Raw genomic sequence first — 12,212 nt, forward strand, 5'->3', positions numbered from 1 at the left:
AGGAAAGGCTGGCGCACGCTCGTGGAACCCCGTGGACGTACCCGTTGGGCGATCGGCGGACTGCTCGCCGGCGGTATCGTCGTCAACTTCCTTGACCGTACGGCGATATCGGTGGCGAGCTCCTCGATCGCCGAGGACTTCGGGCTGGATCTTCAGCAACTCGGGGTGGTGCTCTCGGCGTTCACCTGGTCGTACTGCCTGGTGCAGTTACCCGCCGGCATGCTCGTCGACCTCCTGGGGGTCTCCCGGCTCACCCGGATCGCCTCCGCGCTGTGGGCCGTCGCGAGCCTGCTGACCGCGGTGGCCGGCGGGGTCGGGCCGGTCATCCTGGCGCGGCTGCTGCTCGGGGTGGCCGAGGGGCCCTCGATGGTCGGCGCCTCCAAGGCGACCGCGGCGTGGTTCCCGGTCAGTGAGCGCGGGATGGCGACCGCCCTGTTCGACGGTGCCACCAAGCTGGCCAACATGGTGGCGTTCCCGGTGCTGGCGTTCGTGATGAGCGAGTGGGGCTGGCGCGCCGGGTTCCTGTTCAGCGCCGCGATCAGTGTGCTGTTCACCGCCGTGTGGTGGTGGGGCTACCGGGACCCGTCCGAGTACCGCTCGCTGCGGCCGGCCGAGCGGGAGTTCATTCTCCGAGGCGGGGCGCGGGACGCCGACCGGGGCGGGCTGCGGCAGTTCCGCGTGGCCCTGCGTTCCGGCCGGGTCTGGGTCGTGGCCTGCGGTTTCGCCTGTTACGGCTACACCATCAATATCGTGCTGACCTGGATGCCGGAGTTCCTTCAGCGGGAGTTCCATGTGCGGCTGTTGCAGTCCGGCTTCTACTCGATGATCCCGTGGGCGGTGGCGACCGTTGCCGAACTCGCCGTGGGCGGCTGGCTGGTGGACCGGCTGATCCGCCGCGGCCGCGACCCGTGGGTGGTCCGCAGAACCGTGCTGACCTGCGGCCTGGCGCTCGGTGGCACGATCGGCGCCGCGGGCGGCGCCGGATCACCCGCCCTCGCGGTCTGCTGGATGTCCGTCTCCCTGGCGGGGCTGGCCATCGCCGCGCCGGTCGCCTGGGCGCTGCCCGGACTGCTCGCACCGCCGGGCGCGGTGGGTGCGGTCAGCGGGCTGATGAACTTTCTCAATACGGCGGCCACCGCGGGCGGTGTGCTGCTGACCGGCTGGCTGGCGCAGGTGAGCGGGTCGTTCGCGACGCCCTTCCTGTTCGCGGTCGGCGTGCTGGCGGTCGGGGTCGCGCTCTACTGGAGGGCGCTGCGCCCGGCCTCGGTACGGGACGCGGTCCCGGCCCGGCAGCTGCACAAGGTCTGAGGCCCGGGTGGCACCTGATGCGTTAATCCTGTACTTGCATATGGTGTGCAGCAGCTGTGTCAGTCATCACAGATTCGGCCTCCCGCACCAGGGAATCCCTACTATGGCTGGGCAGTTGTCGGCAGGGGGGCGTGGAAAGCGGCTATGCACACCGTCGGCCCGATTCCGCTCCGGTCTGACATGACTCCGGAGCACCCCCGGCGGTCGCCGGAGCCGACCGTCCCGGCCACCCCTCCCCCGGCATCGAGCGGCGCCGCGGCCGAGGTTCGCCGCCGATGAACGATACGTCTGTGTTAGCGACCTGCCTGGCGCGCTTGTCCTGGCCGCCGGAGCGGCTGGCCCGTGAGATCAACCGGCGGTGCGGCAGCGGCACCATCAGCAGCAAGGCTCCATACAACTGGCTGAAGGGCGCCCGCCCCCGGCGCCGGCTGCCGTACATCGTCGCGTCGATCCTGTCCGACCACCTCGGTGAGCCGATCACGGTCGAGGCGCTGTGGCCCGGGCACTTCGCGTCCGCGGTCCCGCCGCAACGGCGGACGCCCGCTCAGCCGCGCCCCGCGGCGCCCGTGCAGCAGCCCGCCGCCCTCGATCCGCTCACCGCGTCGGTGGACTGGCTGGTGGCCGACGACGCGCTGCCGCCGCCCTCGCGGCTGCGCGGCGAGGAGATTCCCGGGATCGCGATCGAGATGCTGACCGCCAGAATCCAGCAGCTGCGCCAGCTGGACGACAGCGGCAGCAGCGAGCTCGTCCTGGACTGGGCGCTCCAGGACCTCCAGTGGGCGGAGAAGCTGGCCGCCAAATACTCCTACGACGCGTCGACCGGACGGCAACTGCACCGCATCATCGCCGAACTCGGCCAGCTCACCGCCTGGCTGACGGCGGATCAGGGCCAGGACGAGCTGAGCAACTCGCGCTTCGTGGCCGCCCTGGGCGCCGCCCGGGCCGCCGGTGACCGGCCGCTCGCCGCGTACATCATCTCCTGTATGAGCTACCGGGCCGGATGGGCCGGCCGCGCGGAGGAGGCGCTGCGGCTGATCCGTATCGCCCGCAAGGGGTCGGCGCAGGAGGACATGGGCATCGGCCAGGCGCTGCTGGCCACCCGCGAGGCCCGGGCCCATGCCGGTCTCGGCGACGAGGCGGCCTGTCAACGGGCCCTGGGCGACGCGGCCGAGCTCAGCCGGGCGGGCCGGCCCCCGGGCGCCGAGCAGCCCTGGGCGTACTGGCTCACCCCCGCCGTCATGGTGGCCGATGCCGGCCGGGCCTGGCTGGAGTTGGGCTGCCCCCAGCGGGCGGAGTCACATCTCACGCGCGGGATCGACCTGCTCCAGGGCAGCCAGCCGCGCAACCTGCTGCTGCACAGCGCCTCGCTGGCCGAGGCGCGGCTGGCACGCTGCGAGCTCGACGGCGCGGCGGCGGCCGCCACGGACGCGCTGGCGCTGGCCGAGCACATCAGCTCGCAACGCGCCCACGCGCGGCTGATGGCGCTGCGGCGGCGGTTCGTGCGGTACGACAGTGCGGTGGCGCGCGACATCGTGCAACGGGCCGACGATCTGCTGGCGGCGGGCCAGGCGCGGGCGGCGTGCTGAGACATGATCACGAAGTCCCCTCGGCCGCCGCGCCGTTCCGGGACCGTCAGCAGTGCCCCGGCCCCCGCTCGTCGTGCGATGGCGCCGGGCGGCGGGCTGCCCGTCACACACTGAGGGCCGGCCCTCGCCCCCGTGCCCCTTCCCATGGCACGACCCCTCGACACGGAACGGCATCCAGGAGAAACAGGAACATATGCGAGTCACTCATGAGGCACCGCTTGCCCCGCTGACGACGCTGGGTCTCGGAGGACCGGCGGCGGTCCTCTTCGAGCTGTCCGACCCCGCGGACTTCCCCGAGTTCGTCGCGCTGGCCGAAGCCTCCCCCGGCCGGCCGGTCTGCCTCGGCGAAGGAAGCAATGTGGTGGTCAGCGACGCCGGCTGCGCGGGCGCGGTGCTGCGGATGAGCACCAAGGGCGTCCGGATGACCGGCCGCACCACCGATGGGCGGGTGCTGGTCGAGGTACAGGCCGGTCACCTCCTCGGCGACCTGGTCGACACCACCGTCGCCGAGGGCCTCACGGGCATGGAGATGCTGGTGGGCATCCCCGGGACCACCGGCGCCACCCCGGTCCAGAATGTCGGCGCCTACGGCCAGGAGACCGCCGACTGCCTGGTGGAAGTGACCGCGTGGGACTGGGAGTTGGGACGGATGGTCACCCTGGACGCGGCGGCCTGCGGACTGGGCCACCGCACCAGCGTCTTCAAGCACTCCCGCCGGTGGACCCTGCTGCATCTGGTCTTCGCGCTGCGCCGGTCCGAGCTGAGCGCGCCGGTGACGTATCGGACGGTGGCCGCCGCGCTCGATGTCCCGGTCGGGAGCCGGGTGCCGCTGAACGAGGTGGCCCAGGCGGTGCTGGCGGTCCGGCGGAGCAAGGGCATGGTGCTGGGCTGTAGTGGCACCGACGACAGATCGGTGGGCAGTGTGTTCCTCAGCCCCGAGATCTCCCCCGCACAGGCCGACGGCCTGCGGGCGCGCAACGCACCGGTGAACCGCTTCCCCGACGGCTCGACGCGGGTGAGTGCGAGCTGGCTCATCCGGCAGGCCGGTTTCGAGCTGAGCACCCCGATCGTCACGGGCGTTCGCGTTTCCTCGCTGCACTACACCCTGGTCGCCGACGAGGGCGCGACCGCCGCCGGTTTCACCCGGGCGATCGAGCTCGTACGACAGGAAGTGCTGCGCCGCACGGGGGTCCGGCTCACCTCCGAACTCGACTTCCTCTGAGCGGGGCCCGACCGGCCTCGCGGAGGCTTTCACCCCGCGCGCGGCAGAGGTGAACACGGCCTCGGAGCAGGGGCGTTGCCCCTCTGAGGGGGTTCTAAACGCTCTTGACGAAGATCGCGACCTCGGATGAAATACCTCGGCGGTTGCGAAATATTTCCGCAACAAGCCGGATTACTCCGGAATTAAATTATCTTTCTTTGGAGGGGACCATGGAGAACGTCACCATCAACCTGGACGAATTCGACCTCGACCTGGACATGGAGATCATGGAGTCGGCCACGACAGCGGCCAAGGCGCAGGACTCGAAGCTGATGACGCAGGTCTGCCCGCCCACCTCCTGGCACTGCAGCTGACACACCGGTGTGGGGTGCCGCGGGAGAGCGTTCCCGCGGCACCCCGCACTGTCGTCGGGCGAGGCGGTGGCAGGTGAACGGGGCGGGGACAGGCGTGAGTGGTACGGGTGATGTGCGATTCGAGTGCGGGAAGGTGGCTCTGGTACGGGCCGCGGCCCTCCCGCTGCCCTCGGACGATCCCCCGGCACCCGGGCCCCGGCCGTCCGGCGAGGCCCCACACGAAGCGGCCCGGCTGCGCGACCAGATCACGCAACTCGCTGCCGTACCACGGCTCATGACGGCGGTGAGCCTGGCCAGCGGGAGCCTGGCGGACGAGGTGGACCGCGCCGTCGCCGGGGAGCCGCTCCGGCTCAAGTCGCTGCGCCGCATCGCGCGGTCGCTGACGAAGTACCGCTCACGGATGTCCCACCGCCCCACCCCGTTCGGCCTGTTCGCCGGGGTCGGTCTCGCCGGATTCGGACCGGCGCCCGCCCGGGAACCGCTCGGAGAAGGGCGCACCGTGACCCGGCCGGACGCGGCCTGGCTGGACGGCGTACTGGAGATGCTGCGCGACCTCCCCGCCGTACTGGAGCGCTCGCGGCTCACGGCCAACAACCTGCACACCGTACGGGACGGCCGGCTGGTGCTCGTCGACCACCACGACCCCACCGGTGAACGGCAGTTGGCGGGTTCGGTGCGCCACACCCGGGTGGTCCGGGCCCTGCTGGCGGCCGCGGCACGGCCCACCCCGTTTCCCCGGCTGGTGGAAGAGGCCCGGCGCGCGTTCCCGCACGCGCCCGAAGGCGCGGTCGAGGGCAGCATCACCCAGCTCGTGCGCGGCCACTTCCTGCTGACCGACCTGACGCCGCCGCCCGACTGCACCGCCCCCCTCGACCACGTACGCGACCGGCTGCACGGGGTCGACCACCCCACCGCCCGTGAACTGTGCGCGATCCACGGTGAGTTGGCATCCCTGGACACCGCACCGCCGGACGACCGGCGGGCCCGGCTGACCGCGGTCTCCGCACGGATGCGGGCGCTGGAGCCGGCGTCCGACGTGCTCCAGACCGACCTGGCCCTGGACCTACGGCTGACCCTGCCGTCCGAAGTGGCCCGGGAGGCGGCACAGGCCGCGACGGTGCTGTGGCGGACCTCCCCCGTCCTCCGGGGCAATCCGCACCTTCGCGACTACCACCTGACCTTCCTCGAAAAGTACGGCACCGACCGCGCGGTGCCGGTCCTGGAACTGCTGGACGACGCCCGTGGGCTGGGGCTGCCCCGCGCCTACCGGCAGCCCGCAGCCGTGCCCGCCCCCGACTCCGGGGAGCGCGACCGGGTCCTCGGCGAGCTGCTGATGGACGCGGCGCGGCGCGGCGTACGGGAAGTGGTGCTGGACGAGGAGACCGTGCGCGCCCTGGAACCGGCGGAGCGCGGGCCGGCCCCGCTGAGCATGGAGGTGGGCGCCGAATTGGTGGCGCCGGACTGGGAGGCGCTGTGCGCCGGGGACTTTCAGCTGGTGCTCGCGCCGCAGGCCGTGTCGCCGCTGGCGGGGGCGATGTTCAGCCGATTCGCGCCGGTATTCGGCCCCTCGGACGCGCGGATTCAGGAGCTGGCGCTGCATGCGGAGCACAGCTCACCGGACGACGAGATCCCGGCCTGTGTCGCCTACCGGCCCCGGGTGGCGCGTTCCGCCAATGTCTCCGCCGTCCCCCAGTGGCTGTCCCATCGCCTCCCCCTGGGCGTCGGCCCCGCCGCGGCGGAGACCGCGCACGATCTGCGCCTGGAGAACCTCGCGGTCCACGCGGACACCGAGGGCCTCCGGCTCGTCGACGGAGCGACCGGCCGCCGGGTGCGCCCGCTCTCGTACTCGATGCTCAACCCGGCCAACGGTCATCTTCCGTACGTGGCCCGGTTCCTGCTGGAACTCGGGCAGGAAGGCCGGTCCTTCTGCGCCCCGTGGAGCTGGGGACGCTGGGCCTCGGCTCCCGCGCTGCCGCGGGTGCGCCACGGCCGGACCGTGCTCTCCCCGGCGCGCTGGCTACCAGACCGGGCCCTGCGCGCCGCGGCCGACCAGGGCGACGAGGAGTGGGGTGAGCAGGTCGGGCAGTGGCGGCGGCGCTGGGAGGTGCCCCGGCAGGTGCTGCTCACCAAGGCCGATCACCGCGTCGCGGTCGACCTCGACGATCCGCTGCATCTCCCGGTCTTCCGTGACGAGGTGCGGCGGGCGGCCGGTCTGACGGTGGTGGAGCGGTGCGGAGGCCGGGCGGAACGGCAGTGGTTCCGGAGCTCTGAGGGCTCCCATGCCGCCGAGTTCGTCTTTCCGGTCTTCGCCCGGTCCGCGGGCCGGAGCGCCCCGCCCGGCACCCGGCAGACCCGCCCCGCCGCGGCACCGATGCCGCTCCCGCTTCCGGCCCCGCTCGCGACGGGCGGCCCGGACGGCGACCGCGACCGCGACTGCGTGCGCGCCCATCTGCCCGGCGGCGAGTGGCTCTACACGAAGCTCCCGGTGCCCCCGGCCCGCCAGCCGGAGGTGCTGGCCCGTCACCTCGGCGCGCTGACGGATCCCGAGCTGCTGGGCAGAGCGGGTGCCGACCGCTGGTTCTTCCTCCGTTACGAGGACCCGGAACCGCACATCCGGCTGCGCTTCCACGGCAAGCCGGAGTCCCTGTGGCCGGTGCTGCTGCCCGAGCTCCACTCCTGGGCGCGGGAGCGGACGGCGGCGGGACTCCTCGGGCCGGTGGTCCTGGGCACCTACGAACCCGAGGTCGAGCGGTACGGCGGTCCGGCCGCCCTCGGGCACGCCGAGCGCGTCTTCCACGCCGACAGCGAGTCCGTCGTCACGCTGCTGGCCATGGCCCCCGACCAGCTGGGCGATCCGTCGCTGCCGGCCGCCCTGGGCATCCTCGACATCCTCACCCGCCTCGGCTCCCCGGACGAGGCGCTCGACTGGCTCAGCGGCCCGTCCGTGCCGGCGCTACGGGGAACGGTCCCGCGGTCCCGGAAGCAGGAGATCGCCGCGCTGCTGGACACGCACGCCCGGCCCCGGCCGCCGGCCGCGGCGGACGGCTGGGGCGTGGGGTGGAGCACCCGCGGCCCGGCGCTGGCCGGTCTGCGCGAGGTGCTGTCGGCCGGTGCGACGGACCGCGACCGGACGGCACGGATCGCCCTGAGCCTGGCCCATATGCACTGCAATCGGCTGCTCGGCCCACGGCGCGAGCAGGAACAGACGGCGCAGGTGACGGCCCGTGAGGCGCTGGCGCTGTGGCTCGGAAGGCGGCGGAACAACCGATGACCGTACCCCTCGCCCTGTGCGACGCCACGTCGGACATCGCGTACCGCGTCGCCGATCTACTGAGCTCACCGGAGCAGGTGGCCGTTACGGCGCACGAGTCGCTCGCCGCGCTGCCGCCGGAACTGCACCAGCCCGCCTGGCAGCCCGCGTCCCTGCTGATGGGGCACCCCGGCATCGCGCTGCTGCACACCAGGTGCGCCCGGAACGACGCCCGGTACGCGGCGGTCGGGCACGCCCATCTCGCGGCGGCCGTCGCGGCGACCACCGACGCCGGCCCGGCCGCGGTCGGTGATCTGCTGCTGCCCGCCCGGCTGCACGCCGACGCGCACGGCGGCTATACCCGGCTGCTGACGCGTTGCGCCGAGGTGCACGCCGACTATGTCCAGGCCCGGGTCGCCCGCCTGGCGGCCCGGCGGCAGGAGGACGGCGCGGGGCTGGCGGCCGACGACTACGACGTGATCTCGGGCCTGGCGGGCGAAGGCCGTGGCCTCCTCCTGGCGGCCGACCACGGCGACGAGCGCTGCGCGCAGGTACTCCGCGAGGTCCTCACCTATCTGGTCGGAATCACGCATCCCGTGCCGTCCCCGGTGGCCGACGGAATCCAGGTGCCGGGGTGGTGGTGCGCCCCCGACCGCTATCTCCTCCCCCGGGACCGCGTGGACTTCCCGCAGGGCGACCTCAACGTCGGTGTCGCGCACGGGATTTGCGGCCCCCTGGCCCTGATGTCGCTGGCGTACCGGTCCGGACACCGGGTGCCGGGGATGGCGGACGCCCTCCGCCGTATGGCCGACTGGGTGGTGAGCACGGGCCACACCGACGACCTGGGCACCCGGTGGCCCGGCCGCGTCGCCCCCGCGGAGGCAGCCGGGGAGTCATCCCACCCGCCCCAGGAGCTCCGTCCGCCCCGGGAGGCGGGGGCGAGGAGCCGGCCCGGATGGTGTTACGGGACAGCCGGGATCGCCTGGTCGCTGTATCTGGCCGGGCGGGCGCTCGGTGACCGCGGGCTGACGGCCCTGGCGGAGGACGCGGTCAGTGGCCTGGTGCGCCGCCCGCTCGATACCGCGGTGTCCGCCGACCCGGGCTTCTGCCATGGCCGCGCGGGCGTCCTGCACACCGTCAGCCGGATGGCCGTCGCCACGGGACGCACCGAGTGGTGGGCGACGGCGGACGACCTCGCCCGGGAGCTCGTGGCGGAGTGCGATGCCCGAACTCCCTTTGGTTACCGCCAGATTGTGCCGCCCGCCCCCGCGTCCGGGCCCGTACCGCACCGGGTGCACCACCCCGGACTGCTGGACGGCGCCACCGGGATCGCACTCGTCCTGGCCGATTACGCCGATGCCCGCCGGGGAGTCGGCGCAGGGGAGGGGAATGGCTGGGACGCGGTCTTCCTGATGGGGTGACGGGCCGCTCGTCTAGCCGGGCGGGCGTCGAGCCGCGCCCCTCGGCCGTCGGCCGATGCCACGGCACGCCCTGGATGCCCCGGCCGGTCAGAACCTGCGGGTGTCGGCCGGTCAGAAACCCGCGGGTGTCGGCCGGATCTCGAAGCCCGTCAGACCCTCCGGCTCCTCCTCCCGTACGGATACCGCGTCGACGGTGGCCAGGGGCGGGCCCTCGTGCGCCCAGTCCACCAGCTTCTGCACCCGCTCGGGCTCCCCCTCGCCCACGGCCTCCACCGTCCCGTCCGGGAGGTTGCGCACCCAGCCGGCCACCCCCAGCCCGTCGGCCGTGCGCCGGCAGGTGTCGCGGAAGAACACGCCGTGCACGTCTCCGGAGACCACCATCCGTCGGCGAATCATCCCTGTCTCACCTCATCACCTCGTTCACCCGGCCCGGCCGTCCGAGCGCAGATATATCCCGGGCCCGCGGTCACCGGGCGGCGCCACGCCCGGACGGCACACGGCTCACGGTGCGGCCCGTGGCCGCGGCGGCACGGGCGAAGGTGATGGCGTCGCGGACGGCCGCCCCGTCCGGATCGTTGTTGAAGTAGGTGTACACGTCGGCCCGGTCCGGCCAGGTGTCGGCGATCCGCCGCGCCCAGGTGATGAGCGCCTGCCTGCCGTAGCGCGGCCAGGGTTCCGCACGGCCCTCGTGGAAACGCACATACCCCCAGTCGGTGGTCCGCCACAGCGGCGCCACGGGCCGGGAACCGCGGTCCGCCCAGCACAGCGCGGCGCCCCGCCGCTCCAGCACCGTACGGACCTCCGCGGTCCACCACGACGGGTGGCGGGGCTCGACGGCGACCCGGGTGCCGGCCGGAAAGCAGCTGAGGCAGTCGTCCAGCAAGCCGGCGTCCGCCTTCAGCGTGGGCGGCAGTTGGAGCAGGACGGGCCCGAGCCGGGGGCCGAGGGCGGCGGCCCGCGACATCAGCCGCCCGACCGGCTCCTGCGGCTCGCGCAGCCGCTTGATGTGCGTCAGATAGCGGCTCGCCTTCACGGCCATCACGAACCCGTCGGGGGTCCGGTCCCGCCAGTCCGCGAAGGTCTTCTCCTCCGGCAGCCGGTAAAAGGCGGCATTGCTCTCCACGGTGGCGAAGTGCCGCGCATACTCCTCCAGCCACAGTCGCTGCGGCCGGTCCGGCGGGTAGAGGACCTCGCGCCAGTCCTTGTACTGCCAACCGGAGGTTCCGACGAGGACGGTCATATCCGCATCCCTGCCCGGTCGGGGGCACGGCATATCAGTCGCCGGATATCCGTCACCGGGCGAATCGCGGTCCTGGAGATGAGGTCGTCCCGCCCAGCGGATGACGCGCGAATTAATCATGTGATATACAAGCATAATGCCTTCGCAGCCCCCTTTACGCTTCGGTGTCAACATGTTCGTTCCCGGTTCGCGACGCGAGTGGAGCGCGAAGTGCCGCAGAGCCGAGGAACTCGGTTTCGATGTGGTCGGAGTGGCCGATCATCTGGAGTTCTCCGCTCCGTTTCCAGCAATGGTGCTCGCGGCCGAAATGACCGAACGGGTACGACTGAGTACGTTCGTGTTGAACACACCGTTCTACAACCCCGTCCTTCTCGCGCGTGACGTGGCGAGCACCGACCAATTCACCGACGGGCGTATGGAACTCGGGCTCGGCGCAGGCTATGTGAAGGCCGAGTTCGACACCGCGGAGATACCGTTTCTCAGCGGCGGAAAACGGGTCGAACAGCTTGAACGGACTGTCACCACGTTGCGTTCTCTGTTCAAGGACTCGGAATATCAGCCGCGGCCGGCCCAGCCATCCGGGCCACCACTGCTGATTGGGGGCTGGGGCGACCGGCTGTTGCGGCTGGCCGCCGAGCAGGCCGACATCATCGCCTTGACCGGAGGCTGGGCCAACACCACCGGTGATGTGCTCCATCTGGCCGGAGTCGCGCAGACGGAAGAACGGGTCGCCTACGTGCGCGGCCTGCTCGGTGACCGCGCAGACGCTGTGGAACTGAACATCATGGTGCAGCAGGTGATTCCGCCCGCCGAACGCGCCTCGGTACCGGACAGGTTCGATCCGCTGCGGCCCGACGCCGCGGACAGCCCCGAGGAGCTGCCCTCCGTGTTGATCGGCACCCCGACGGAGATGGCGCAGCAAATCAAGGAACGCCGCGAACGCTACGGCTTCACCTATTTCACGGTCATGGAATACAACATGGAGAACTTCGCACCGGTCATCGCCGCGCTGCGCTGAACCACACACTTCGCCACCATGCCGCCGACGACGGGGGCTGTGACCGAAAGGGGTGACCCGATGCGCATCGGCTCCGGAACCAGCCGTGGAACGGCCGGCGTTAATCTCGCGCTCGCCGACCAGAGCACCGCCACCACCCTTGTGCTGCTGCGCCACGGTGAGACGGCATTGACACCGGAGAAGCGGTTGTCCGGCAGCGGCGGCTCCGATCCGGCGCTGTCGGAGGCCGGGCGGCGGCAGGCCGAGGCCGCCGGGAGGATGCTCGTGGCACGCGGCGCGGTGCAGGCGGTGGTGTCCTCACCGCTGCGCCGGGCCCAGCAGACGGCCGAGACGGCGGCACGACGGCTGGGCCTGGAAGTCCGCGTCGACGAAGGGCTCACCGAAGCGGATTTCGGCGTCTGGGAGGGACTTACGTTCGCCGAGGTGCGTGAGCGCTACCCGGACGAAATGGCAGCGTGGCTCGCCTCTCCGGAGGCGGTGCCCGGCGGAACCGGCGAGACATTCACCGCGGTTGCGCGCCGGGCCGCGCTCGCGCGGGACCAACTCCTGGCGCGGTACAAGGGGCGGAAGGTGTTGGTCGTTTCGCATGTCGGGGTGTTGCGGACGCTGATTCGGCTGGCGCTGGGCGCGCCGCCCGAGTCACTGTTCCGGATGGAGCTGTCGGCGGCCTCGCTGTCGGCCGTGGCCTATGACGGGGACGGGAATGCGTCGGTGCAATTGCTGAACGATACGTCGCACCTGGCGGGCCACGGCTGACCTCAGGGATTTCCCGTTAATCCCTGAGGCAGCCAATGGAGCGGTGCTCGGCACGGCA

The 12,212-nt window shown here is 72.2% G+C and carries 9 protein-coding genes and 1 pseudogene; 8 read left to right on the plus strand and 2 right to left on the minus strand.

Annotation, left to right across the window (positions count from 1 at the left end; all coding sequences use genetic code 11):
• The first annotated feature begins 21 nt into the window (after positions 1-21).
• The 6 genes from AC3EUV_RS20315 to AC3EUV_RS20340 all read left to right on the plus strand — a co-directional run bounded on the left by AC3EUV_RS20315 (position 22) and on the right by AC3EUV_RS20340 (position 9,140).
• On the plus strand, positions 22-1,308 hold the full coding sequence (locus tag AC3EUV_RS20315) for an MFS transporter (RefSeq protein ID WP_435603512.1): 1,287 nt from the start codon (positions 22-24) through the stop codon (positions 1,306-1,308).
• A gap of 290 nt (positions 1,309-1,598) precedes the next feature.
• A complete protein-coding gene (locus AC3EUV_RS20320) occupies positions 1,599-2,894 on the plus strand; it encodes an NsdA family TPR-like regulatory protein (RefSeq protein ID WP_435603513.1) in 1,296 nt (431 codons plus the stop codon).
• 73 nt (positions 2,895-2,967) lie between these two features.
• Positions 2,968-4,116 carry a UDP-N-acetylmuramate dehydrogenase gene (locus tag AC3EUV_RS20325; protein ID WP_435603527.1) on the plus strand — a complete coding sequence of 383 codons (1,149 nt, stop codon included), beginning with the start codon at positions 2,968-2,970 and terminating at the stop codon, positions 4,114-4,116.
• A gap of 209 nt (positions 4,117-4,325) precedes the next feature.
• Entirely contained in the window at positions 4,326-4,469 is a 144-nt protein-coding gene (locus tag AC3EUV_RS20330; protein WP_432142874.1) for a hypothetical protein, read from the plus strand.
• A 133-nt stretch (positions 4,470-4,602) separates the two neighbouring features.
• Positions 4,603-7,740, plus strand: a complete 3,138-nt coding sequence (locus AC3EUV_RS20335; RefSeq protein WP_435603514.1) for a lantibiotic dehydratase — start codon at positions 4,603-4,605, stop codon at positions 7,738-7,740.
• Positions 7,737-9,140 carry a lanthionine synthetase C family protein gene (locus AC3EUV_RS20340; RefSeq protein WP_435603515.1) on the plus strand — a complete coding sequence of 468 codons (1,404 nt, stop codon included), beginning with the start codon at positions 7,737-7,739 and terminating at the stop codon, positions 9,138-9,140. Before AC3EUV_RS20335 ends, AC3EUV_RS20340 begins: the two co-directional genes overlap by 4 nt.
• A gap of 111 nt (positions 9,141-9,251) precedes the next feature.
• Here the strand turns inward: AC3EUV_RS20340 and AC3EUV_RS20345 are convergent, their stop codons facing one another.
• Together AC3EUV_RS20345 and AC3EUV_RS20350 are read right to left on the minus strand one after the other, a co-directional pair.
• Positions 9,252-9,536 (minus strand): acylphosphatase, encoded by a 285-nt coding sequence (locus AC3EUV_RS20345; protein WP_432142871.1) that lies wholly within the window; start codon positions 9,534-9,536, stop codon positions 9,252-9,254.
• Between the two features lie 70 nt (positions 9,537-9,606).
• Complete coding sequence (locus AC3EUV_RS20350; RefSeq protein WP_435603516.1) at positions 9,607-10,380, minus strand: DUF72 domain-containing protein; 774 nt, start codon at positions 10,378-10,380, stop codon at positions 9,607-9,609.
• Between the two features lie 136 nt (positions 10,381-10,516).
• Here AC3EUV_RS20350 and AC3EUV_RS20355 point away from each other — a divergent pair, with 136 nt between their 5' ends.
• Both AC3EUV_RS20355 and AC3EUV_RS20360 read left to right on the plus strand, forming a co-directional pair.
• Complete coding sequence (locus AC3EUV_RS20355; protein ID WP_432142869.1) at positions 10,517-11,398, plus strand: LLM class F420-dependent oxidoreductase; 882 nt, start codon at positions 10,517-10,519, stop codon at positions 11,396-11,398.
• 117 nt (positions 11,399-11,515) lie between these two features.
• Positions 11,516-12,154: pseudogene (locus AC3EUV_RS20360) on the plus strand (histidine phosphatase family protein); the annotation flags it as partial.
• Between the last annotated feature and the right edge of the window lie 58 nt (positions 12,155-12,212).

It is taken from the genome of Streptomyces sp. bgisy130 (assembly GCF_057708345.1).